The organism is Pandoraea sp. NPDC090278, from assembly GCF_044772185.1.
In the GTDB taxonomy this organism is placed as follows: Bacteria; Pseudomonadota; Gammaproteobacteria; order Burkholderiales; family Burkholderiaceae; genus Pandoraea.
In genome coordinates, this window is the sequence record NZ_JBIVYJ010000005.1 from 140,578 (window position 1) to 163,370 (window position 22,793).

The 22,793-nt window shown below is 64.0% G+C and carries 21 protein-coding genes; 4 read left to right on the forward strand and 17 right to left on the reverse strand.

Annotated features, from left to right (window positions below; genetic code table 11):
* Window positions 1-167: 167 nt before the first annotated feature.
* From ACIQWO_RS18455 to ACIQWO_RS18475, 5 genes are all read right to left on the reverse strand, one after another.
* Window positions 168-1,997: a dipeptide ABC transporter ATP-binding protein gene (locus ACIQWO_RS18455; RefSeq protein WP_402827155.1), complete on the reverse strand. Its 1,830-nt coding sequence runs from the start codon at window positions 1,995-1,997 to the stop codon at window positions 168-170.
* Window positions 1,994-2,815 (reverse strand): ABC transporter permease, encoded by an 822-nt coding sequence (locus tag ACIQWO_RS18460; RefSeq protein WP_402827158.1) that lies wholly within the window; start codon window positions 2,813-2,815, stop codon window positions 1,994-1,996. The genes ACIQWO_RS18455 and ACIQWO_RS18460 overlap by 4 nt, the downstream gene beginning before the upstream one ends.
* Window positions 2,816-2,820: 5 nt before the next feature.
* Complete coding sequence (locus ACIQWO_RS18465) at window positions 2,821-3,762, reverse strand: ABC transporter permease (protein WP_402827161.1); 942 nt, start codon at window positions 3,760-3,762, stop codon at window positions 2,821-2,823.
* Window positions 3,763-3,766: 4 nt separating this feature from the next.
* Window positions 3,767-5,398, reverse strand: a complete 1,632-nt coding sequence (locus ACIQWO_RS18470; protein WP_402827164.1) for an ABC transporter substrate-binding protein — start codon at window positions 5,396-5,398, stop codon at window positions 3,767-3,769.
* A 95-nt stretch (window positions 5,399-5,493) separates the two neighbouring features.
* Window positions 5,494-6,615 carry a C45 family autoproteolytic acyltransferase/hydolase gene (locus tag ACIQWO_RS18475; protein ID WP_402827167.1) on the reverse strand — a complete coding sequence of 374 codons (1,122 nt, stop codon included), beginning with the start codon at window positions 6,613-6,615 and terminating at the stop codon, window positions 5,494-5,496.
* A gap of 434 nt (window positions 6,616-7,049) precedes the next feature.
* Between ACIQWO_RS18475 and ACIQWO_RS18480 the strand changes: the two genes are divergently transcribed.
* Both ACIQWO_RS18480 and ACIQWO_RS18485 read left to right on the forward strand, forming a co-directional pair.
* Complete coding sequence (locus ACIQWO_RS18480) at window positions 7,050-8,255, forward strand: porin (protein ID WP_402827170.1); 1,206 nt, start codon at window positions 7,050-7,052, stop codon at window positions 8,253-8,255.
* Window positions 8,256-8,289: 34 nt separating this feature from the next.
* Window positions 8,290-9,357 (forward strand): SGNH/GDSL hydrolase family protein, encoded by a 1,068-nt coding sequence (locus ACIQWO_RS18485; RefSeq protein ID WP_402827173.1) that lies wholly within the window; start codon window positions 8,290-8,292, stop codon window positions 9,355-9,357.
* Window positions 9,358-9,360: 3 nt separating this feature from the next.
* On the opposite strand, the gene ACIQWO_RS18490 is transcribed toward ACIQWO_RS18485, so the two are convergent.
* Both ACIQWO_RS18490 and argC read right to left on the reverse strand, forming a co-directional pair.
* Window positions 9,361-9,819, reverse strand: a complete 459-nt coding sequence (locus ACIQWO_RS18490) for an MEKHLA domain-containing protein (RefSeq protein WP_402827176.1) — start codon at window positions 9,817-9,819, stop codon at window positions 9,361-9,363.
* Between the two features lie 126 nt (window positions 9,820-9,945).
* On the reverse strand, window positions 9,946-10,872 hold the full coding sequence (argC, locus tag ACIQWO_RS18495) for an N-acetyl-gamma-glutamyl-phosphate reductase (protein WP_402827179.1): 927 nt from the start codon (window positions 10,870-10,872) through the stop codon (window positions 9,946-9,948).
* A gap of 137 nt (window positions 10,873-11,009) precedes the next feature.
* On the opposite strand from argC, the gene ACIQWO_RS18500 reads away from it, so the two are divergent.
* Window positions 11,010-11,894 (forward strand): LysR family transcriptional regulator, encoded by an 885-nt coding sequence (locus ACIQWO_RS18500; protein ID WP_402827182.1) that lies wholly within the window; start codon window positions 11,010-11,012, stop codon window positions 11,892-11,894.
* 3 nt (window positions 11,895-11,897) lie between these two features.
* Here ACIQWO_RS18500 and ACIQWO_RS18505 read toward each other — a convergent pair whose 3' ends face one another.
* Together ACIQWO_RS18505 and ACIQWO_RS18510 are read right to left on the reverse strand one after the other, a co-directional pair.
* Complete coding sequence (locus ACIQWO_RS18505) at window positions 11,898-12,734, reverse strand: intradiol ring-cleavage dioxygenase (RefSeq protein ID WP_402827185.1); 837 nt, start codon at window positions 12,732-12,734, stop codon at window positions 11,898-11,900.
* A gap of 113 nt (window positions 12,735-12,847) precedes the next feature.
* Window positions 12,848-13,270, reverse strand: a complete 423-nt coding sequence (locus tag ACIQWO_RS18510) for a winged helix-turn-helix transcriptional regulator (protein WP_402827188.1) — start codon at window positions 13,268-13,270, stop codon at window positions 12,848-12,850.
* Window positions 13,271-13,334: 64 nt separating this feature from the next.
* Between ACIQWO_RS18510 and ACIQWO_RS18515 the strand changes: the two genes are divergently transcribed.
* Window positions 13,335-14,279 (forward strand): aromatic alcohol reductase, encoded by a 945-nt coding sequence (locus ACIQWO_RS18515; RefSeq protein WP_402827191.1) that lies wholly within the window; start codon window positions 13,335-13,337, stop codon window positions 14,277-14,279.
* A 99-nt stretch (window positions 14,280-14,378) separates the two neighbouring features.
* Here the strand turns inward: ACIQWO_RS18515 and mctP are convergent, their stop codons facing one another.
* The 8 genes from mctP to ACIQWO_RS18555 all read right to left on the reverse strand — a co-directional run bounded on the left by mctP (window position 14,379) and on the right by ACIQWO_RS18555 (window position 22,780).
* On the reverse strand, window positions 14,379-15,875 hold the full coding sequence (gene mctP, locus ACIQWO_RS18520) for a monocarboxylate uptake permease MctP (protein ID WP_402827194.1): 1,497 nt from the start codon (window positions 15,873-15,875) through the stop codon (window positions 14,379-14,381).
* Complete coding sequence (locus ACIQWO_RS18525) at window positions 15,876-16,055, reverse strand: DUF3311 domain-containing protein (protein ID WP_039399840.1); 180 nt, start codon at window positions 16,053-16,055, stop codon at window positions 15,876-15,878.
* 352 nt (window positions 16,056-16,407) lie between these two features.
* Window positions 16,408-17,601, reverse strand: coding sequence for a M20 aminoacylase family protein (locus ACIQWO_RS18530; RefSeq protein WP_402827198.1), 1,194 nt, complete (start codon window positions 17,599-17,601; stop codon window positions 16,408-16,410).
* Window positions 17,598-18,113, reverse strand: a complete 516-nt coding sequence (locus ACIQWO_RS18535) for a 6,7-dimethyl-8-ribityllumazine synthase (RefSeq protein ID WP_402827201.1) — start codon at window positions 18,111-18,113, stop codon at window positions 17,598-17,600. The genes ACIQWO_RS18530 and ACIQWO_RS18535 overlap by 4 nt, the downstream gene beginning before the upstream one ends.
* A gap of 77 nt (window positions 18,114-18,190) precedes the next feature.
* On the reverse strand, window positions 18,191-19,666 hold the full coding sequence (locus tag ACIQWO_RS18540; RefSeq protein WP_402827204.1) for a sodium:solute symporter: 1,476 nt from the start codon (window positions 19,664-19,666) through the stop codon (window positions 18,191-18,193).
* 2 nt (window positions 19,667-19,668) lie between these two features.
* Window positions 19,669-19,884, reverse strand: coding sequence for a DUF3311 domain-containing protein (locus ACIQWO_RS18545; protein ID WP_402827207.1), 216 nt, complete (start codon window positions 19,882-19,884; stop codon window positions 19,669-19,671).
* A gap of 150 nt (window positions 19,885-20,034) precedes the next feature.
* Window positions 20,035-21,468 carry an NAD-dependent succinate-semialdehyde dehydrogenase gene (locus ACIQWO_RS18550; protein WP_402827210.1) on the reverse strand — a complete coding sequence of 478 codons (1,434 nt, stop codon included), beginning with the start codon at window positions 21,466-21,468 and terminating at the stop codon, window positions 20,035-20,037.
* 64 nt (window positions 21,469-21,532) lie between these two features.
* Window positions 21,533-22,780, reverse strand: coding sequence for a nitrate/nitrite transporter (locus ACIQWO_RS18555; RefSeq protein ID WP_402827213.1), 1,248 nt, complete (start codon window positions 22,778-22,780; stop codon window positions 21,533-21,535).
* Window positions 22,781-22,793 lie beyond the last annotated feature (13 nt).

Here is a 22,793-nt window from a genome sequence, read left to right on the forward strand (position 1 = left end):
CGAATCAGGTCGAACTACGGTGTCGCATGCGGCGCGTGAGCGCCATGTCTTGTCAGTCAGTGTAGGCAGTCCGGCGTTGTTCAGGAACGCGGACACACCGATCAGGATCGCGTTTGCCAATCACCCGGGCGATCGGCAAACCGATGCACCCGGGCCGGTCATCGTGCTCAGACGGCGTCCAGCAGCGCCACCCGATGCGTGGCATCGACGCTGCCAACCACGGCCGTCAATCGCGGCATGGCCTGCGGCGCACGCTCGGGATCGAAATACGGCAACGAGGTGTCGTGCGGCCCCAGCGAGCGCGTCTGCACTGCGAAGCCTTCGTCGCGATTGCCGCGCAACTCCGGCACGGCCTGAAGCAGACGCCGCGTGTACGGATGCGCTGGCATGTCGAAAATCGCGTCGCGTGAGCCCGCTTCCACCACGTGCCCCCGGAACATCACGATGACCTGATCGGACAACTGCTCGACCACCCCCAGATCGTGCGAAATCAGCAGGCAGGCGAAACGGTAGCGCGCCTGCAGCGACACGAGCATCTCCAGCACCTGCTTCTGGACGGTGACGTCCAGCGCCGAAACCGGCTCGTCTGCAACGATGATCGCCGGGTGGCTGGCCAGCGCGCGGGCAATCGCCACCCGCTGACGCTGTCCACCGGAGAGCTGGTGCACAAAGCGAGGTCCAAAGCCGCTCAGGCCAACGTCTTCCAGCACCTGCGCCACCCGCTCACGACGCTCGACCGCCGAGAGCGAGGTGTCCAGACGAAGGGCCTCTTGTACCAACGCCTCGACGCGCATGCGAGGGTCCAGCGAGGAGTACGGGTCCTGGAACACCATCTGGATCGAGCGGCGCGCCTCGCGCAACTCACTGCGCGTGCCGTCGCCCGGAAACGCCTTGCCCAGCACTTTCACGCGCCCGTCGGCAAGCGGCAACAGGCCCATGATCGCCTTGGCTATCGTGGTCTTGCCGCTGCCGGACTCACCGACGATGGCCAGCGTCTGTCCCGCGCGCACCGAGAACGTGCACGGGAACACCGTCGGCACACGCGTCTTCCCCCAAAGGCGGGTCGGCACCAGGTAATCGATGGCCACGCCGTCGACTTCAAGCACACGATCCCCGGCGGGCATGCCGGTGTCCTGCGAGGCGTCGCGCGCCTCACGACGCGGCAGCGATTCGAGCAGGCGCTGCGTGTAATCGTTGGACGGATGCGCCAGCACGCGCTCGACCGGCCCGGTTTCCACGAGGTCGCCGCGCCGCACGACCATGACCCGCTCCGTGTACGCGGCGACGAGCGCGAGGTCGTGACTCACGAAGATCAGTGCCGTGCCCTCTTCGCGCGTGAGGCCGATCATCACGTCGAGCACTTCCTTTTGCACGACGCAATCGAGCGCGGTTGTCGGTTCGTCCGCAATCAGCAGACGTGGCTTGAGCAGCATCACCGCCGCGAGTAGGATCCGTTGACGCATGCCGCCCGAGAACTCATGCGGAAATCGGTTCATGCATCCCTTCGGATCACGAACGCGCACCCGTTCGAGCATGGCGATGGCGCGCTCGCGGGCCTGTGCCTCGGGCACGCCGCGGCGTCGCACCAGCGCTTCGACCATCTGCTCGCCAATCCGGATCGCCGGGTTGAGCGACACCATCGGCTCCTGAAACACCATGCCGATCTCGGTGCCGCGCAGCTCACGCCACGCCTGCGGTGTGAGATCGAGCAGCGATTGGCCGTCGAACCGCATCGACGTCGCCTGCACGGTCGCCGAATCGGGCAGCAGGCCCAGCAGCGCCTTGCCGATGAGTGTCTTGCCGCTGCCGGACTCGCCGACGATGGCCAGCGACTCGCCTGGGCGCAAATGCAGATCGATGGCGCGCACGACATCGCGCTGGCCGCCCTGACCGTCCGGAAACGCGATGCGCAAGCCCTCGATAGCGAGCAACGCGCCAGTCGCTTCGGCAGGAGGTGTCTGCGAGGTTTGCGGATTGTGAGAAGTCGTCGGCGTCATTTCGCCTCCTTCATACGAGGGTCCAGCAGATCGCGCACGGCGTCTCCCAGCAGGTTGATGCCGAACAACGCCAGCGAGATGGCAGTGCCGGGGAACAGCACGAGCCAGAACGCCTGTTCGATGGACGAACGGCCGTCGGCCAGCATGCCGCCCCACGTCGGTTCGGGCGCGGGCACGCCAAGGCCGAGAAAGCTCAGCGCACTTTCGGCGAGCAAGGCCGATCCGAACAGCGACGTCGAGAAGATCAGCAACGGCTGCACACAGTGCGGCAGGATGTGACGGATGAAGGTCCACACTTCCGAATTGCCCATCGTGCGCGAGGCGACCACGTAGTCGCGAGTGCGCAGCGACAGCACCGCGCCGCGCGCGATACGGCTCACGGACGGCGTATAAGCGAGTCCCAGCGCCAGCACCACGCCCCACTTCGACGGACCGAGCACAGTCATGATGCCGAGCGCCAGCAGCAGACCGGGGAACGCCATCAGCGCGTCGACGAGCATGCCCGCAATGCGGTCGAGCCAGCCTCCGACATAGCCACAGATGGCGCCGATCAGCGTGCCGCATGCGAGCGCGAGCAAAACCGAAGCCAGGCTCACTGTGATGCTCACCCCGGCACCGGCCATCAGGCGCGAGAGCACGTCGCGACCGAACGCATCGGTGCCGAACCAGTGCTGCGCGCTCGGCGCGGCGTAACGCGCATAAAGATCCACGTCGATCGGGTTGTACGGCGTGTATACGAGGTCGATGGCGGCGATCAGCACCAGCAGCCCGACCAGGAAACCGCCAATCCACAGATTGGCGCGATGGAGAGATTTCATGACGTTCAGTGTTTGAGTCGGGGATCAAACAGCGGATAGAGCAGATCCACCAGCAGATTGATGACGACGTAGATGAGCGCGATCACGAGCAGGCACCCTTGCACGACGGGGTAATCGCGCGCATAGATGCTCTCGACCAGCAGACGTCCCATGCCCGGTAGCGTGAACACAGTTTCGATAACCGCGCCGCCCGCGAGCAAGTGGCCCACGACGAGTCCAATGACCGTCAGCGCCGGTCCGAACGCGTTCGGCAGGGTGTGACGCCCCAACACGCGCGCCTCGCTGAGCCCCTTGGCACGTGCGTGGGCGATGTATTCGAGACGCAGCACGTCGATGCTGCTCGCGCGGATCATCCGGGTGACGACGGCAATCTCCCCGAGGCTCACCGCAACGACCGGCAACACGAGGTACTTGAACGAGCCCCATCCCGCTTGCGCAAACGTCTGATAGCCAAACGTCGGCAGCCAGTGCAGCTTCACGCCGAACACCCAGATCAACAGAATGCCGGACCAGAAGCTCGGAATCGACACCAGCAAAATCGTCGTCATCACGACGGCCAGATCGCTGCGATGGTTCTGACGCCACGCCGCAAACAGGCCCGCCGGAATCGCCACGAGGCACGCGATCACCGTGGCGCACAGCACGATCTGCGCCGTCACGGGGAACGCTTCGGCGATGAGCGTGGACACCGGGCGGTGACGCGCGATGGACATGCCCAGATCGCCACGCAACAGATGCTCGATCCAGTGCAGAAACTGCATGGGCAGCGATTCGTCGAGGCCGAACTCGTGGCGCAGGTGGACGAGCAAGGCGGGGTCGTGAATGTCCCCCAGCATGAGTGTGGCCGGATCGCCCGGGATGGCGCGAATCATCGCGAAGACGAGCACCGCCACGATCACCACCGTAGGGAACGCCATGGCGATGCGTTTGAACAGATACGTCGGCATGGCCTCAGTCCTTCGTCACGTTAAAGAAGCGCTTCAGACGCAGCGGCCACGTTGTCACGCCGTGCAGGCGCTCGCTGACCAGAATCAGGTCGGGCGAGTCGTAGAGCACGAGCATCGGGGCGTCGGCCAGCATGCGTTCATGCAGCTCGGCTAGCACCTTTGCGCGTACGGTCTCATTGGTTTCGCCGGAGATGCTTCGCAGCAGGGCCAGCGCGTCCGGGTCCTCCCATTGCACGAGCGGGTTGCGCGACTTATCGCCCAGCACGTCGGCAAAGATCAGCGCCGGATCGGTACGCGCCGTGTAGCCGAAGGCCATCAGTTGAAAGCGTCCGGCGCGATAGTCCGCCAGTTGCTTACCCCACTCGACCACCTGCAACTTGACGTTAATGCCCGCATGCGTCAGCAACGATTGCAAGTACACCGCCATGGTGAACATGTGCGAATAGCGGCGATTCGTCTCCAGCGTAATTGGCTGACCGTGATAACCCGCTTCCTGGAGCAGACGCTTGACCTCGGGAAGCGACTGTTTGTAGCCGCCCTTCGTGATGTCGGTGGCCAGTGCGCTGGCGTTCGGCACGAGCGACGGGTTGTAGCCCGTGCGCCCTTCCGTCACCGCGTTCGCAATGCCCGGCAGGTCGGCGGCCAGCGCAATGGCGCGGCGGATACGCACATCGGAGAGAAGCGGGTCGCGGTTCTGTATCAGCAGCGTCGCCGGATCGGCGCCCGGACCGGCCACGATGTGCCAGCGCGGGTCCTTCGGCGGCACGATCTGCTCGGACATGTTCATCGCGTCGATCTGCCCGGCCATGAGCGCCGAGAGCTGCGACGTCTCGTCCGGAATCACCACGAAACGCACATCTGCATGCGCGATCTTGCTGCCCGCGAGACCGCTCGCCTCTTCCTTGCGGGGACGGTAACCGTCGAACGGCTTGAGCAGCACGTACTGTCCGGGGCGCCAGTCGCTGAACAGATACGGCCCGGTGCCGATCGGATGCACCCACTTGCCCTTCGCGTCGACACTCTCCGGGCTGAGCACGGCCATCGGACAGCGCGGGTCGGTCATGTGATTGAGAAACAGCGCCGAGGGCTTGTCGAGCGAGAACACCACGGTGTGCCGGTCCGGCGCTTGCACGCCCAGTACCTTCGCCCCCGCGTGACCGTCATAGGCACGGCGGCAGTAGAACCCGGTGCGCGGGTTCATGTAGTACTCGTAGCTCCACTTCACGTCAGCTGCAGTGACCGGCTTGCCGTTCTGGAAGTTCACGCCGTGGCGCAGATGGAACGTGTAGGTCTTCCCGTCGGGCGAGATGTCCCACGAGTCCGCCAGCATCGGGCCGATGCTCATGTCCGCGCGCAGCGCGACGAGCGACTCGACCACGTGCGCCAGAATCGTATCGGTCGCGGTGTTGCGCAGAATGCTGCCCGGCATGGACGTGGGCGTATCGGTACTCAGCGCGAAGCGGATCTCGCGATGCGGCGGCGGCGCAGACGTGTCGGCGACCACCGCGCTGGCCGTGGGCGCAGACGCCTGCGCCATCGCCGTGCCCGAGAGTGCGGCGGCGGTCGCAAACACAGCGGCGGCCAGACACGCGCGGACGCTGCGGCGCGGGAATGTCTTAGTTGTTGTAGGGAACATCGGAAATCGGTTGGATTGGGAGAGCCTTCGCCGGGACGTCGTCTCCTTGTGACGTCCCCGGCGCACCGGAACGAACGGCGTGCGGCGTGCGAAGTTCAGCGCAGCCGGTATTCGACGAACTCGCGAGATTCGTATGGCTTGCGCGCGATCCACAGCACGCCCTCGGCGGCGTCCATCAAGGTGGTCGAGACGGTGGCCGCAATGCTGTCGAAGCTGATCTTTCGCGGCACGCGCAACACGCCGACGGGCGCACCGAAATCGTCTGCCAGTGCGGCCTTGATGACCGGCCAGTCGATCTTGCCGTGTGCGCGGCGCGCGTCTTGCAACGCCTGAGTCACGCGGCGCTGGCGGTAGATCGAGTCCGGGCTCTTGGCCAGCCCGAGGTCGCGCAGCTTGGTACGTGCCACCGGACACATCCAGTGGTTCGCGTGCACCAGCACATCGTCTTGCGGCGTGAGCCAGAAAATCTCGTCAGGTGCGCATTCGAGATCGACGGCTTCTCCCTTGGCATCGGCCAGCATCAAGTTATTCGACGCGTAACGGCGCGTGCTCCATAGCGCCTTCATGGCATCGGCCATGCTGGCCGAGTCGAGCATGCGGCGACGAATCAGCGCGAGCGGCGTGTCGGCTTCGCTGGCATTCACGTAATCGCGCTCGGACGTGAGGAAGTTGCCCGAGAGCGACAGCCCTGCGCTGTTGATGCCGTGACGGCCAAGCGTGCCCGCTTCGGTGAACACCAGCAGATCGGGACCGTCGTCGCGACGCATGCGCAGCACGATGCCCGTATCGGCACACTCGGCACGCCAGTCCCAGTTATGTGCGTGCATCAGACGGCCCGTTGCGCTGGCCTGCGGCATCACGATCAGGCCGGTACAACCGTCGTCGAGCGCTTTGCGTGCCTCTCCAATCTCCTGGTGACCGTACATCATTTCCGTGCGGCAGTTGATCAGCACGATATCTTCGATCGTCAGCCCTGCGCCTTCAGCGATGCCGCGCATTTCTTCGAGATAGGTCGCATCGAAGGCTTCGATGATGGGGATCATGCGCGCCGACAAGGCACGCTGACGCTCGTGCGACACGCCACGCTTGTCGAGCTGCGAGCGATAGAGGTCGAGGCTGCGCGCGACGCGCTCCGGCACTTGCCGACCATGCGCCAGGCCGCGCTCGAAGGGGGCGCCGCTGACATCGACCAGGGGAAAGACTTCATTGGCATTCATCGTGATTCTGCTCCGTCAAATATCACACCCAATCATCGTAAGAGGCCAAATCTCGGCCGGGAAGCACGGTCTCGGCGATCGGTATCGCTTTTGCCGATCACGGGGTCGAAGCCTGCCCGCGAAACCGGTCCTCCGAACGATTGCCCTCGCCGCGAAGGCCCACCTGCATCCCCGTGCGCACTGATCCCCAGAATGCTTCGAATCAGGGTTTTCCCGAAGACTCATCCCCTATCGGAAAAATCGATCGTGAACCACAAAACTCGGCTTCCGCGACATTTCTTTTTCTTGAAAACTCTGCCCTCGCCGCTCCCGTCACGGTCGCCGGACCCACGGTGCACACGCGAGCGGCGAACCACTCTTACAACATCCCCGACAGCGCGGCACGCTTGCAAACGCCGCGTTTTCGAGGGTTCAGGTCCCATGGAGATGTCACGATGAAGTATGGAATGCCCGCGATGGCCATCGCCGGTTGTCTGGTTTGCGGCAGCGCATTCGCACAAAGCAGCAACGTGCGGTTGTACGGCCTGATCGACAACGGATTTGTCTACAACAACAACGCGAAGGGCGCGTCGCCATCCCAACTGGCTTCCGGCAACCTGCAAGGCAGCCGCTGGGGCATCGCAGGCACGGAGGACCTCGGCGGCGGGCTGTCGGCTGTATTTCGTCTTGAGAGCGGCTACAGCATCGACACCGGGGCCATGGGTCAGGGTGGCTCGATGTTCGGCCGTCGCGCGACGATCGGGCTGGCGAATCGCTTCGGCACGCTGTCCATCGGGCGTCAGTACGATGCGCTGACCGATTACATGGCGGGTTATTCGGCCGCCGGATCTGCGCGTAACGGCGTGGTGAAGTCGTGGGCCGGTGTCTATGGCGCACACCCGGGCGACCTCGACAATCTCGGCGGCTCGAACCGCACCAACAACGTCATCAAGTTCTCAAGCGCGAGCTTCAACGGCCTTTCCGCCGAAGCGGCTTACAGCCTCGGCAACAAGGCTGGCGACTTCACCAGCAGCCAGAGCCTCAGCTTCGCTGGCGCGTACCGCAACGGGCCGCTCGATGTGGGTGCCGCCTATCAGAACGTGCGCAATCCCAACTATGCGAGCTGGGGGGTGAATCCCAGCGCCAACAACGCGACCTCGGCCAGTTCGCTCAATATGAACAGCCCGGTCTACAGCGGTTTTGCATCCGCCAAGACGATGCAGTCGATTGCCGCAGGCGCGTCATACCAGATCGGTACGGTGCGCGTGGGCGGCATCTTCACCAATGTCCAGTTCCAGCATCTGGGCGGCACGCCGGGCAACGGGCTCAATCCGCTGCAACTGAGCGGCACAGCGACGCTCAGCACGTATGAAATGAACGTGGCCTGGCGGCCGATTCCGGCGGTTCAACTCGGCCTGTCCTATGCGTTCACGCATGGCAGCTCGGTCGGCAGCGTCTCCGGCGCGAACTACGGCCAGTGGAACCTCGGTGCCGACTACGCGCTGTCCAAACGCACCGACCTGTATGCCGTGATGGTGTATCAACGTGCGACAGGCGTCGATTCGACGGGCAAGGCTGCGGTCGCGGCCATCGCCAATTTCACGGCGTCGTCCACCAATTCGCAAGTGGGTGGCACGGTCGGTATTCGTCACATTTTCTAAGACGGCTTCGCGCGATCGAAACGCCGCTTCCCATATGCAACGCTTCTCCAGAACGTCACGGACCCTCGCACTGCTCGGCGACAGCTGGGTGCGTGGCTCCGGTTTCCCTTCCACGGCGACCGGCCATGCACCGACGTATTTCGTCCCCGAACTCGCGCGCGCACTCCGTGAGCGCTTTGGCGATGCCGGCGGCGGCTGGTGCGGCCTGTCGTACACCACCGCGTCCGACCGGCGCGGTGGCGCGGCAGAGCCTGACCGGCTCAGTCAGGCAGGCACGGGCAACTGGCGTACGAACGTGCGCAATCAGCCGACGCCCGACATCTGCACCAGCATGAGCGACACGCCCGGCGACCTGATTCGCGTCACATGGCGCGGCGAGGCGACGTCGGCCGTCGTGTTGCATGCCTTTGTAGGTGGAGCGATCAACTACCGATGGAATGGCGGGCCGTGGCATGGTCTGACGCTGGGTGGCATCGCCGGACAGGCTCGCTACGGGTTGACGGACTTTCCCACGCACGGCGCGTGGGAACTGGACATTGCCGTCGCACAGGGCACGGTGACGCTCTCGGGCATCGAGCACCGTGCCGAGGTGCCTGGCAAGCCGGGCATTCGCGTGCACAATCTCGGCGCAGGGGGAAGTACCACCGCCGACTGGCTGGCTGCCATGCGTTCCGGCGCGTGGTTTGCAGGCGCGCATTCGCTGGGTCTCGACGCCGCAATTCTGCTGCTCGGCACGAACGACCAGCGCGACTTCGACGCTCGCGTCTACGGGCAAAATCTCGACGCCATCGTCGACCGGCTGCGCAGTCAGTTCCCTTCGCTGCATCTGGTACTCGCTTGCTCACCGGAAAACAGTGGCAACGAGCCCCAGCGACGCGAGCGTCCGATGACCGCCTATCAGGACGCTGCCGCGAAAGTGGCGGCACGTCACGAACTGGCAATCGTCGACTTGCAGGCAGCTTTCGGCGACGTTGCGGACTACGGCCTCGAAGGCACGCGTCCGCTGCTCGACGCGTCGCGTATTCATCCCAACGCCGCAGGCAGCGCAGTGCTGCGCGCGTGCATGATGGATGCCTGCCTCGCGCTTATCGATCGGATCTGACGATCACATGTCCCGTGTGCGCGGAATGACGACGGCCTGCCCGTGCAGCTTGCCGTCGTCGTCGATCAACTGCCACAGCGTGGCCTCTTCGATCATGAAACGCTCACCGGTCTTGGTGATGCGTACCCCTTTGTAGCCCGACTCATAGCCCAGACGCTGAACGCGTTCGAGGAACTGCTGACGCTCCTCGCGGTTCGGCGCTTCGGCCGACAGGCGCGACGGCAGACGGGTGATCTCCTCCCAGTCGTAACCAAAGCGGCGCTGCGCCATCTTGTTGCCGTACACGAACACCGGATCGGCGGCCGTGTTGTGCGCGAGCACGGCAAACGGCGCGTGCTCATAGAGCCATTCGACGGCGTCTTCGGAGGGGATGTCTTGCGGGACGAGCGGGCGGCCGAGCAGTCGTGCGCGGCTATCCGCCAGTAGTTGAAAAAACGCTGGATCGGAGTGAAGCGGCATCATCGGGGGGACTTCGACAACAAATTACGGGAGCCCTGACGATACAACATCCGCGCAATTTTCCGGGGGCAGGTCCCAGACAAAACAACGGCGTCCGAGGACGCCGTTGGCTTACCGATGGCCCCTGTTTTACTGAGTGAGCATCAGGTCCAGATTCTGAATCGCCGCCCCCGACGCGCCCTTGCCGAGGTTGTCGAGCACCGCTGCAAGCAGGATCTGGCCTTTTTCCGGGTGCGCGAAGACGCTCAATTGCAGGACGTTCGTGCCGTTCATCGCCTCCGGATCGAGCTGTTTCACAACGCCGGACGCTTCCATCGGCATCACTTGGACGAATTTTTCATCGGCGTAATGAGCCGACAAAGCGTCGTGCAACGCACGGCCGTCGACGCCCGGTGCCAGCAAGCGCGCCTGAAGCGGAATCGTCAGCACGATGCCTTGGCGGTACGAGCCGTACGACGGCAGGAACAGGGGACGGAACGCGAGGCCCGAGCGCTGCTCGATCTCCGGCGCGTGCTTGTGCGACAACTCCAGCCCGTACACGCGGTACGTCGACCGGCGCGTTGCATTCGGTCCCTCGTGCTCCTCCACCCCGGCGCGTCCGCGACCGGAATACCCCGACACGGCATTGACGTTGATCGGATAGTCGCGCGGGATCAGCCCGGCGTCGACCAACGGCCGCAGCAAACCCACCGCTCCCGTCGGATAGCAGCCGGGGTTCGACACACGCTTGGCGCTAGCCACGCGCGCCGCCTGCCCTTTCGTCATTTCGGGAAAGCCGTACACCCAGTCGGCATGCGTGCGATGTGCCGAACTCGCGTCGACTACCCGGACATGCGGATTGACGATGGACGCGGCGGCTTCGCGCGCGGCGGCGTCGGGCAGACAAAGAATGGCGATGTCGCAACTGTTGATCGCCTCGGCGCGATGCTGCGGATCCTTGCGATGGGCGTCCGGCAACGTCAGCAGTTGAATATCGGTGCGTCCACGCAGTTGCTCGTGGATCTGCAAGCCCGTGGTGCCCTGGTCACCATCGATAAAAACAAGCGGAGAAGACATATCGGATACCCCATCAGTGGATCTTGAACCTCGTCGAAGTGGTATCTTCTCGCCAGGAGTGAAATAAAAAAAGTTGAATTTCGTGAATCTGAAATTCCATTTTCCTGAACTACGATTGTCGACAAGATGGTGACGATATGAGAGAGATCAGTCTCGACCGATTGAAGACGCTGGTGGCCGTCGCCGACAGCGGCTCGTTTGCCGACGCAGCGCAAGCGCTGCACCTCTCGCCGCCGACCGTCAGCCTGCATATCTCGGATCTGGAAGCGCGCGTGGGCGCACAACTGTTGTCGCGCAAGCGCGGGCACGTCCGACCGACGTCGGTCGGCGAGGCACTTGTCGAGCGCGCTCGCCGCTTGCTGGCCGACGCGGAGCGCACGCTGGAGGACATCGAGCGGCACGCGCAGGGACTGGCGGGACGGGTGAGAATCGGCGCGTCGACAGGGGCCATCGCGCATTTGCTGCCGCAGGCGCTTGAAACGTTGCGTCTGGATCATCCGGATATCGACGTGCAGGTCGCCATCCTCACATCACAGGAGACGCTCAGCCGCCTGCATCGTGGCGCACTCGATCTCGGGCTGGTGGCGTTGCCGCAATCGCAGGTCAAAGGGTTGACGCTGCGGCAATGGCGTCGCGATCCGGTGATGGCCTTCCTGCCCGCGCATTGGGAGATGCCCAAACGCGTGACGCCGGACTGGCTCGCAGCGCAGCCGCTCATCCTGAACGACAGTACGACGCGCCTGTCGCGCCAGACGGCTGAATGGTTCGCCGCCGCCGGACATCATCCAACGCCACGCATCGAACTCAACTACAACGACGCGATCAAGAGCCTCGTAGCCGCCGGGTACGGTGCAGCGCTTCTGCCACACGAGGCCACCACGCCCCATACGGACGAGCGCATCGCCATGCGCCCGCTGCGTCCCTCACTGTGGCGCGATCTGGGCATCGCGCATCACACCGGACCGCTGGAGCGCTCAACCCAGCATGTGCTCGATGCCCTGTGGGGCCTGCGGCTGCGATAGCGCTCAGCCCCTGGCGACGGGATTAAGCACGAAGTCGTAATGCAGCGAATAGCTGCCGTCTTCACGACGAACCCACGGTGCGATCAGTGACTGACGCACGCCGAACACCGCGTCCGAATCGAGCCATTTATCGTCTTCGCGGAAGACATGCGTGACCAGCGTCTCATACCCCGGTGCTTCGATACGGAAGTGCAGATGCGCGGGACGCCACGGATGCCGCGCCGTCGCGGTCAGCAACTCGCCGACCGGGCCGTCGGTCGGGATCGGATACGCTTCGGCCAGCACCGTGTGGAAACGGTACGTGCCCTCGTCATCGGCATGGAGCACGCCGCGTCCTTGGGCGGTGTCGAGTTCGTCGCGTTGCACGTCGTACAGGCCCTGCGCGTCGGCCTGCCATACATCGATGCGCGCGCCTGAGACCGGATGGCCGTCCAGTCCACGAATGCTGCCGCTGACTTCGCACGGCTCGCCCGATGCGCCGTTCGCTACGTCGTCGCCGTTCTCGTAATGCGGTGCGCCGTCGACAAAGAACGGACCGAACACCGTCGCCTCGGTGCATTCCGGCGGCTTCGCATTATTCATCGCGACAGTGAGCATCGACAGCCCCAGCACATCGCTTAACAGGATGAATTCCTGACGCTTGTCGTCGCACTTCTGGCCGGTCGCCGTCAGGAAGGCGATCCCCTTGGCCCATTCGTCTTCCGTCAGATTCACGTCGCGTGCGAAGTCGTGCAGATGGCGAATGAGGCTGGTAAGCACCTCACGCACGCGCGGGTCCGGCGTGCCCGCCAGGCGGTCGATCGCTTCCTGCGTGATCGTGTATTGATCCAGATTGCGCATCGCGTGTCCTTGATGTCTTGGGGGCGGCCGGTTGTCTCGCACAGCGGGCCGGATATTCGGTGCAGGCATTGTTGCGCAAAACGCGGCCGAACGCCTTGCAGGCAAATGAGAACTTAAGGCGTCTTGTCGTCAAACGCTTTACGCGACGCGCGAAAATCGTCGGCGTTGTCCATCACCCAACGCCACAGCGGCACCATGCCGACGAGCAACCCGCGCCCCAGCTCGGTCAGGCGGTAGTCGACGCGCGGCGGCACTTCGTCGTAGTCGTGGCGAGCGATCAGGCCTTCGCGCTCCAACTGGCGCAGTGTGCGGGTCAGCATGCGCTGCGTCACGCCGTCGAGCCGACGCGCAATCTCGGCGTGCCGTAACGTGCCGCCCACGCCCAGTGCATGCACGACGCCCAGCGACCAGCGGTTACCGGCATGTGCCAGGATCTCGCGCTTGAGGCCGTCGTCGTCTGCGCTGAGCGCGTCGCATGCGGCTTGCGATTCCTGGAGGAGCGCTTCGAAGGAGGGGATGCCGGGAGGCAGTATCACGCGTGTACCTTCTTATCAAAGGGCCGGAACGTCCCTATTATTCGCAACTTCACAGGAGTTGCAAATGACCACTCGAAATCCCTCGGAAAACCGCGTGCTGGTGCTCGGCGCGGGAGAACTCGGCGAATGCGTGCTGCGCAAGATGAGCGCGATGCGCGACGCCGGTCGCGTCGCGTCCGTTTCCGTGCTGCTGCGGCCTGCGGCTACCGATTCGGCACAGCGCACGGCACTGCTTGCGCAGCTAAGCGATCTCCGTGTCGCCGTCGTCGAAACCGATCTCGCCACCGCCTCGGAAGAAGCGCTCGCCTCCGTCTTCCGACCTTACGACCAGATCATCTGCTGCACCGGCTTCGTCGGCGGTTCCGGGACGCAGCGCAAGATTACGGCGGCCGTACTCAAGGCCCGCGTCGCGCATTACATTCCGTGGCAGTTCGGTGTCGATTACGACGTCGTCGGCCGGTGCAGCGGTCAGGACGTCTGGGACGAACAGCTCGACGTGCGCGACATGCTCCGGGCACAGAACGACGTGCGCTGGACCATCGTCTCGACGGGCATGTTCATGAGCTTTGTCGTGCTGCCCGCCTTCGGGCTGGTGGATGTAGAGCGAGGCGTCGTGCACGCGTTGGGCAATCCCGACTTCGCGCTCACCGTCACGACGCCGGAGGACATCGGCCGTCTGACGGCGCAGATCGCCGTGTCGCGCCCGTCGTTCGACGATCAGGTCGTGCACGTGGCAGGCGACACGTTCACCTACCGCGAACTGGCGAGCACACTGGCGGCCGAACTCGGACGTCCGTTCTCGGTGGAATGCTGGGAAGTGCCGCAGTTGAAAGCCGACGCCGCAGCCCACCCGGACGACACGATGCGCAAGTACCGACTGTCCTTTGCACGCAAGGACGGCGTGGCATGGCCGAAAGACGGGACGTTCAACGCGAAGGCAGGAATCCCTGTCACCGGCCTCGCGACGTGGCTGCGTGCGTGGCGCGCAAGTGGATTCGATCAGGCGTGATGAAACGAAAAAGGCGCCACGTGCCCGGGAATGATCCCGGCATGTGGCGCCCTTATGCGACGCAAACCGCGCGCCGCGAGCACTCAGCCAACTTAGCGATTACGCCGCACTACGCAGTGCCGGGCGCGAACCCTTGCCCAGCACCAGATTGGCGACCACGGCCACGACGACGTTCAGCGCCAGCGCAATCAGGCCGGTGTACATCGCGTACTGGTCACCGCCTATCGTGAACGAGTGCACCGGTTTGATGCCGTCGGCAAACGCCATCCAGCTGCCGCACACGATCCCGACGGCCCAGCCGCACAGCAACGCACGCGCGCCGAACCAACCCACGAACAGGCCGAACACGAGCGCCGGGAACGTTTGCAGAATCCACACACCACCCAGCAATTGCAAGTCGAGTGCGAATTTCGTCGGCAGGAACAGGATGAACACCAGCGCGCCCAGCTTCACGACCAGCGACACGACCTTGGCGACCTTCGCTTCACCCTCGTTCGAAATCCCCGGGTTGACGTAAGGCTTCCAGAAGTTGCGCGTGAACAGGTTCGATGCGCCAATCGACATCACTGCCGCAGGCACCAATGCACCAATGGCAATCGCGGCGAACGCAAAGCCTGCGAACCAGCTCGGGAACAGGCCGTTGAACAACGCCGGTACGACGTCGTTGTTGGTCTGCACCTTCACACCGGCCGCGTAAGCCATGAAGCCCAGCAGCGCGATCAGGCCGAGCAGCACAGTGTAGGCGGGCAGGAAGACGGCGTTCTTGCGAATCGTGTTCGCATCCTTCGCGGCGAAAATGCCCGTGAGCGTATGCGGATACATGAACGCGGCCATCGCCGAGCCGAGCGCCAGCGTGGCGAACGGCAGGAACTGCGACGGCTTGAGCGTCAGGCCGGTCGCCCCGCCCTTGTTCGCGAACACTTCGCGCGCCGAGTCGAACACGACACCGTAGCCGCCGAGCTTCGCGGGCACGACGACCACCGCCACCAGCACCACGATGTAGATCATCAGGTCCTTGACGAAGGCGATCAGCGCCGGTGCGCGCAACCCTGCCGAGTACGTGTACAACGCGAGAATCACGAACGCGGCGAGCAGCGGCAGCTCGCCGGTCAGTCCCAGCGCCTTGATCACGACTTCCATACCGATCAGTTGCAGCGCGATGTACGGCATCGTCGCCACCACGCCGGTGAGCGCAATCGCGAACTCCAGCGGGCGTGACTGATAGCGGCCGTAGACCACATCGGCCGCCGTCACGTGTCCGGCCTTGTGCGCGGCGTGCCACAGCTTGGGCATGATCAGGAAGACGATCGGGTAGACGAGAATCGTGTACGGCAACGCGAAGAAGCCGTAGGCACCGACGGCATAGACCAGCGCCGGAACAGCGATCACGGTGTAAGCGGTGTAGAAGTCGCCGCCGACGAGGAACCACGTAATCCACGCACCGAAGTTACGGCCACCGAGGCCCCACTCGTCCAGATGCGCGCCCTTGTTGGACGGTCCCGCCATCCAGCGCGACGCCCAGAACCCCATGACGGTCACGAGGATGAAGAAAAATACGAAGACCGCTAGCGCAGTCCAATTGATACCGGCGTCCATTTATTCTTCCCCTTTCTTCAGACCGTCGCGAAACACAATCCAGATCAGCAGCGAGGTCAGCGGCACCCAGGCGAACTGGTACCAGTAAAAGAAAGGGAATCCCCAAAGGGCCGGTAGTTCTTTGTTGTAGAAAGGCACCCACAACAAGCCGATGAACGGCAGCAATAGCAATAACCGCATCTCAGCAGTCTCCTCTTGTTCTAGTTCGATAAAAGCGCATGTAAAACACGCTTAAATACACTCTAGCCGATGGAATGTGCTTTTGCCGATGCGCCGCAAAGCCCCATGAACAGTGGGGTTTCAGGGAGAAAAGAAGACGTTACGCGTATCGAAACATTTTGTCCCGATGCGCAAGTTTTACGTTCGTTTTATTCGATGAAATCGACGTACTTTTACGTTGATTTCATCGGGACTTAGGTTGAAATATCAGACACGAATAATGCCGAAGCGGAAAGCACAACGCACCCGAATCGTGGATAAAAATACGCAGGTGCGTTGAATTTTCCGCATTAAAAATCTTGACTTCGGCCAATTATCGTCTACGTGGTCCTACGTAGTAAGCCTGCGCAAGCGCAACCCAATACCGCACGCCGTCGCGAATAATGTCGTCGTTAAAGTCGTAGGCAGGATGATGCAAACCGACGCCGGTTTCGCCACGTGGTGCATTACCGATCAGCACATAAGCGCCCGGCTTCGCTTCGAGCATGAAACCGAAGTCCTCGGACGTCATGTTGGGCGGCACGCCGGCGTGCGTGGCGTCGTCCCCGAACGTCTCGCGCATCACTTGCTCGCACAGCGCGGCTTCGTTCGCCGTATTGACGGTCGCCGGGTAGTACTGGAAGAACTCGGTCTCGATCGTCGCACCATAGGCCGCTGCCAAGCCGTCGCCAATGCGGCGGATATCGTCCTGCAACTGGTTCAGCACGGCCGACGACAGCGTGCGGATCGTGCCGCGCAATTCCGCCGTGTCGGGGATCACGTTGTCCGTGTCGCCCGCGTGCATCATGCACACGGAGACGACCGCCGGGGCGACGGGATCCTTGTGACGGGCCGCCAGCGTCTGGCATTGCAGCACCATCGAGCAGGCGAGCGGAATCGGATCGAGGCCGAGATGCGGCTGCGCGGCATGCGCGCCCTTCCCCCGAATCGTGATCCGGAAACGAACGCCCGCCGCCATGATCGGCCCCGTGCGCAAACCGAACTCGCCCGCTGGCAACGTCGGCCAGTTGTGCATGCCGAACACAGCCTGCGTCGGGAAGCGCTCGAACAGGCCGTCGTCGATCATCTTCTGCGCGCCCGCACCGCCCTCCTCGCCCGGCTGGAAGACGAAGTGCACCGAACCCGGCAATTGCGGCAACTGACGCAGCACGCGGGCCGCACCGAGAAGCATCGTCGTGTGGCCGTCGTGGCCGCAGGCGTGCATCACGCCGTGATGACACGATGCATGCGAGAACGTGTTCGCTTCCTGAATCGGCAGCGCATCCATGTCGGCGCGCAACACGATGCCCCGCGACGGGTCCACCCCCGGCAGGCTCGCCACTACACCGGTGCCCGCCATGCCACGGTCGACGGTATAGCCGAGCGACGTCAGATACTCGGCGACCACATCCGCCGTGCGACGCTCTTCGAAGCGCAGTTCGGGATGGGCATGCAGGTCGCGGCGCAAGGTGCGCAGGTCGGCGTCGCCCTCGGCGAGCAATACGTCCAGATCGCTCGGAGGCGTCATGTCAGAGATTCCTTGGTTGGTGTGGGGGATACGTCATTCGCCGGGTCGGCCGGGTTGTCGAGATTCGCCAGCGCGAGCAGCATGCCGACACAGGCGTCGGCCACTTCGCGGCCCTTATGGCGCAGATGCCCGTCGAAAAAGCCGTAGTGCTCGTCGTGCGAATGGAACTGGTGCGGTGTGAGCGACATCGAGAACACCGGCACATCGGTGTCGAGCTGCACGCGCATCAGGCCGTCGACCACAGCCTGCGCCACGAACTCGTGACGATAGATCCCGCCGTTGACGACGAGTGCTGCACCGACAATGGCGTCGTACTGGCCGCTGTTCGCGAGACGTCTCGCGAACAACGGAATTTCGAACGCACCGGGCACATCGAAGTGGTGGATACGGTCGGCGGGCACGCCCAGTTCGGTCATGCGCGCCCGGAAGGCGTCGCGCGCGCCGTCAAGCAAGTCGGCATGCCAGCCAGCCTGCACGAACGCGATGCGATGAATATCGAGGGAAGTCGTCATAGCTAGGGTCTGTTGCACGAAAGCCCGGCGCCCTCTCGGGACCGCCACGGGCTTTCGTTACTTCTCTTGTGACTGGATTACGATGCGTCTGCCGAGAGCTGTGCAGCAGCAGCCGTACGGCGCGTGAGCAGCGTCACGACCACCAGCGTCGCGATGTTGAACACCAGCGCCACGATGCCGACGTTGAGGTCCTTGAGCGCGTCCGGCAGGAACGGGAAGAGTGCGGCGACCGATTTCTTCGTGAGCGACACCCACGCCACCGTCGCTTCACCGACGATGATGCTGGCGAACGCTGCCGGGCGGGTCACGAGGTTCTTGCCGATCAGGCTGGCCAGCAGCACCGGGAACAACTGCGTCACGAGCGCATAGGCCATCAGCAGCAGTGCCACGATGGTCTGACCACCGTTGAGCGTGAACAGCACCGCCAGCGCCATGACCGCCGGGGCGAGCCACTTGGCGACGCGAGCGACGTGCGCATCGCTCGACTGGGGACGCAGCGGGCGATACACGTTGTTCGCGAGCAGCGTGGCCGACGTCATCAGGATCATCGAACCCGGCACGAGTGCCGTCAGGATCCCGGCCGCACCGATCACGCCGACGAACCACGGATCGAACGTCGCGAGCGACACCTTGAACAACGCCAGATCGATGTCGCCACCCGTCAGGCCCGGTACGGCGAGCACGGCCGAAAAGCCGACGAAGAGGATGAACAACAGCATGAGCTGGTAGATCGGCAGCACGAACGCGTTGCGGCGCAGCACTTCCTCACGCTTGGCCGTGTACGTCGCCATGAACATGTGCGGCCACATATAGAAGCCCAGCGTCGACAGGATCACCGTGGAGACCATCCACACCGGGCTTTCGCCCACATCCTTGAGCGCCAGGAAGCCCGGCTTGGCTTTTTCGATTGCCGCGAACATTTCGCCCACGCCACCGTAGTAGCGATACGGCAGATAGAGACCGAGGAAGACGGCGACGAACATGACGAGCGCGTCTTTGACGACCGACGTCCATGCCGAACCGTGCACGCCGGACAGCGCCACGTACACCGCGACCACGACCGCGCCGATCAGCACGCCCTGATTCGCCGAGAGCGCCGAATACGACGACACGCTCACGATGATGCCAAGGCCCTTGAGCTGAAGCACGAGGTACGGCACCAACGCCGCGAAGCCGACGATGGCCACCAGCACGCCGAGCACCGGACTGTTGTACTTCGACGCAAAGAAGTCCGGCTGCGAGATCAGGTTGCGCTCCTTCGCATAACGCCAGATCGGCGGCAACAGGAAGTACGACAGGATGAACGGCAGGCTGCCGTAGCCGAGCAGGTAATACGCACCCGCGCCGTGGCCGTACGCATAGCCGCTACCGCCGAGGAACACGAACGTCGTGTAGATCTCGCCCGCCATCAGCAGGAAGACGATGGCCGCGCCAAAACCGCGACCGCCGACGGCCCATTGCTCCAGACTCATGTCCTTGCCGCGTCGCGCGCGGATGCCAAGGAACAGCGCCAGCGCGATGGCCAGAAAGATGAAGATCAGTGCGCTATTCATGCTCAGACTCCTTTCTGGCCGTGGTCGGCCGCCTCGAATCGCGCCCGATCCGCGTAATAGATGATCGCCATCACGATCGACGTCAGCACGAGCGCCCCCGCCAGCCATGCCAGCAGAAACGGCATGCCGAGCACATACGGCGTGACACGATTGACGAAAAACGGACCTACCAGAACCGCCAATACTGGTAGGAGTGCTAAAAGATGTATGGACCGCATGAGCGTCTCCTGGTTTTTCCCGTTGCCTTGTCGGGCCGGTCAGGGCATCGCACATTCAAAGCGCTTGAATGTGCGATAGCCGCCACCCGGCACGTCGTGTATGCGGTGAAGCGTGTCCCGTACGTTCACCGCGACAGATCCGTCGTCGGGTTACGCCGTCTCCATCAGGTGCGAGATGCTCTTGACGTGCGTGTAGCACTCAAGCCCCTCGGTGCCCCCTTCCCTGCCGTAGCCGCTGTCCTTCACGCCACCGAACGGGGTCTCGGAGACTGCCGAAACCAGATGGTTGATCGCGAGGTTGCCGACTTCGAGTTCGTCGCCAAGGCGGTAGGCATTCGCCGCTGAGCGGGTGAACGCATAACCTGCCAGCCCATAGGGCACGCTGTTGGCGCGTTCGATGGCTTCGTCGAGGCTATCGACGGGCACGATCAGCGACAGCGGGCCGAAAGGTTCTTCGAGCATTGCGCGCGCATCAGACGGCACGTCGGCCAGCGCGGTGAACGGAAACACGTAGCCGGGGCCTTCGGCGCGCACGCCGCCGCACAGCACACGTGCACCGCGCGCCACGGCGTCGTCGACCAGCGAATGCAGCGCGTCCATACGTCGCTGGTTCACCACCGGGCCGATGTCGCTCGACGATTCGAAGGCGTGACCCGCGCGGATCGCCGCGCCGTGACGCGCGAAGGCAGCCGTGAAGGCGTCGTAGACCTTGCGATGGACGAAGAAGCGCGTGGGCGCCACACACACCTGACCGGCGTTGTTGAGCTTGCCCTTGACGCACGCAAGCGCCGCCGCGTGGGGGTCGGCGTCGTCGCACACGATGACCGGTGCGTGACCGCCCAGTTCCAGAATCGCGGGCTTCATATGCTTGGCCGTCAACCCGGCGAGATGCTTGCCGACCGGCGTGGAGCCCGTGAACGTGATGCCGCGCACAACAGGGCTTGCGATCAGATGCGACGAAATCATCGCTGGGTCACCGAAGACGAGGTTGAACACACCGTCGGGCAAGCCTGCGTCCTGAAACGCCTGCGCCATCAGCACGGCACCGGCGGGCGTTTCTTCGGCCGCTTTGAGGATGATCGAGCAGCCCGCCGCGAGTGCGCCGCCGACCTTGCGGGCGGGCGAGCTCATCGGGAAATTCCACGGCGTGAAGGCCGCGATCACGCCGAGCGGTTCACGCACAACGGTATGGCGCATGCCCGGCTCGGCGGGAATGACACGACCATAAAGACGCTTGCCTTCGTTGGCGTCCCACGTCATCAGATCGCAGCCGCGCAGCACTTCGGCGCGGGCTTGCGCCAGCGTCTTGCCCTGCTCCAGCGAGATGGCAAATGCGATGCTCTCGACACGTTCCTTAAGCAACGCGATAGCACGCAGCATGATCTCGGTGCGTTGCGCAGGCGACGTGCGTCGCCAAACGCGGAAGCCGCGCTCGGCCGCTGCCAGCGCGTCGTCGAGGTCGGTGAGCGTCGCCGTCGGCACGGTGCCGATGGTCGTGCCTTCCGAAGGATTTGTCACCGGCTGGCCGGGCGCAGCGCGCCACTGACCACCGATCAGCATCTTGATGTCGGGATAGGAATACATTTCAACGTCTCGGGTTACTTGAGGTACGGAAGAAAAGAACTTCGTGCGCTATCGGGCTATCGGGCTATCGCTTGCCACCGGCCATGCGCAGCGACGCCGGGTGCTGACGCAATCGCCACATCGCCACACAGCCGAGGGCCGGTCCGATGGCGAGCACGCCCATGCCACCCTGCCAGCCGAGATGCGCCACGATCACCGGCACCAGCCGGATGCTGGCGAGCGTGAGCAGGAAGCCAGCACACGTCTGTGCGGTGAGCAGCGTGCCGACCGACGTCGGGTCCGCCAGCTCCGCGACGGCCGCCGAAAACTGCGCCGAGTCTGCGATCACAGAGAAGCCCCACACGAATGCGACACCTACGACGAGTGCTAGCGGGGCCGCGGGCAGCCAGCCGATCACTGCGGCGCACGTCGCGCTGAGCGCCATCGCGCCCATCGTGACGAGCGTTCTACCCAGACGATCCGCAAGCATGCCGCCCGCCCACGCACCGACCGCGCCGAACGCGATCACCGCGAACGTCAGCATCTCGGCCTTCTCGTGGAAGTCCGTCACGCCGTGCAAATTCAACGTGTATTGCAAGAACAGGCCGAGCCATGCCCACATGGCATACAGCTCCCACATGTGGCCGAGATAGCCCAGATTCGCCAGTCGCACCGCCGGGTCGCGCCACGCCTGCGTGACCTTCGTGAAGTCGACGCGCGCCGCCCGCTTGATGTTCGGTCCGATCTCCGCGAAGCCGATGGCCACGCCCGACGCCACCGCCAGCGTGGCTGCCGCGAGATAGACCCAGCGCCAGTCGAGATCCTGCAAGCCACCGACAAGATGCGGACTCGCGGAGCCCAGCGTGAGCGCGGCGACCAGCAAGCCGATCAGCAGACCGAGGTCGGCTTTGGCCCACGTCGCGACAAGGCGGATGCCGACCGGGTAGACACCGGCCATGCAAATGCCCGTGATCAGTCGCAGCAGAATCACCACCGGTCCCGTCGGCGGCAGCACGGCGAGCGCACCGGTCGAGAGCGCCGCCATCAGCGCCGACGCCGCGAAGATCCGGCGCAGGTCGTACCGGTCGGGCAGCGCGAGCGTGGCCGACACGACCGTGCCGATCACGAACCCGAGCTGCACCGCACCGGTGAGCATCGCCTCGTCCCCCGAGGCAATCGCCTGCGTGCGCTTGATGAGCGCGACGGCGGTCGACGACGAAAACCAGACGCCCATCGCCGCCACTTGCGCCAACAGCACAATCACCAGTGAAGCGAGCTTGCCGTCGGGTGCGCCGTGTTCTCGCAGGGTGCGCAGGGTGGATGGAGACTTCATGCGCAGTACGTCC

Bases quoted from the DNA above. Each gene is read 5' to 3' on its own strand.
- ACIQWO_RS18455 (WP_402827155.1), bottom strand. From the start codon at position 1,997: ATGACGCCGACGACTTCTCACAATCCGCAAACCTCGCAGACACCTCCT.
- ACIQWO_RS18460 (WP_402827158.1), bottom strand. From the start codon at position 2,815: ATGAAATCTCTCCATCGCGCCAATCTGTGGATTGGCGGTTTCCTGGTC.
- ACIQWO_RS18465 (WP_402827161.1), bottom strand. From the start codon at position 3,762: ATGCCGACGTATCTGTTCAAACGCATCGCCATGGCGTTCCCTACGGTG.
- ACIQWO_RS18470 (WP_402827164.1), bottom strand. From the start codon at position 5,398: ATGTTCCCTACAACAACTAAGACATTCCCGCGCCGCAGCGTCCGCGCG.
- ACIQWO_RS18475 (WP_402827167.1), bottom strand. From the start codon at position 6,615: ATGAATGCCAATGAAGTCTTTCCCCTGGTCGATGTCAGCGGCGCCCCC.
- ACIQWO_RS18480 (WP_402827170.1), top strand. From the start codon at position 7,050: ATGAAGTATGGAATGCCCGCGATGGCCATCGCCGGTTGTCTGGTTTGC.
- ACIQWO_RS18485 (WP_402827173.1), top strand. From the start codon at position 8,290: ATGCAACGCTTCTCCAGAACGTCACGGACCCTCGCACTGCTCGGCGAC.
- ACIQWO_RS18490 (WP_402827176.1), bottom strand. From the start codon at position 9,819: ATGATGCCGCTTCACTCCGATCCAGCGTTTTTTCAACTACTGGCGGAT.
- argC (WP_402827179.1), bottom strand. From the start codon at position 10,872: ATGTCTTCTCCGCTTGTTTTTATCGATGGTGACCAGGGCACCACGGGC.
- ACIQWO_RS18500 (WP_402827182.1), top strand. From the start codon at position 11,010: ATGAGAGAGATCAGTCTCGACCGATTGAAGACGCTGGTGGCCGTCGCC.
- ACIQWO_RS18505 (WP_402827185.1), bottom strand. From the start codon at position 12,734: ATGCGCAATCTGGATCAATACACGATCACGCAGGAAGCGATCGACCGC.
- ACIQWO_RS18515 (WP_402827191.1), top strand. From the start codon at position 13,335: ATGACCACTCGAAATCCCTCGGAAAACCGCGTGCTGGTGCTCGGCGCG.
- mctP (WP_402827194.1), bottom strand. From the start codon at position 15,875: ATGGACGCCGGTATCAATTGGACTGCGCTAGCGGTCTTCGTATTTTTC.
- ACIQWO_RS18525 (WP_039399840.1), bottom strand. From the start codon at position 16,055: ATGCGGTTATTGCTATTGCTGCCGTTCATCGGCTTGTTGTGGGTGCCT.
- ACIQWO_RS18530 (WP_402827198.1), bottom strand. From the start codon at position 17,601: ATGACGCCTCCGAGCGATCTGGACGTATTGCTCGCCGAGGGCGACGCC.
- ACIQWO_RS18535 (WP_402827201.1), bottom strand. From the start codon at position 18,113: ATGACGACTTCCCTCGATATTCATCGCATCGCGTTCGTGCAGGCTGGC.
- ACIQWO_RS18540 (WP_402827204.1), bottom strand. From the start codon at position 19,666: ATGAATAGCGCACTGATCTTCATCTTTCTGGCCATCGCGCTGGCGCTG.
- ACIQWO_RS18545 (WP_402827207.1), bottom strand. From the start codon at position 19,884: ATGCGGTCCATACATCTTTTAGCACTCCTACCAGTATTGGCGGTTCTG.
- ACIQWO_RS18550 (WP_402827210.1), bottom strand. From the start codon at position 21,468: ATGTATTCCTATCCCGACATCAAGATGCTGATCGGTGGTCAGTGGCGC.
- ACIQWO_RS18555 (WP_402827213.1), bottom strand. From the start codon at position 22,780: ATGAAGTCTCCATCCACCCTGCGCACCCTGCGAGAACACGGCGCACCC.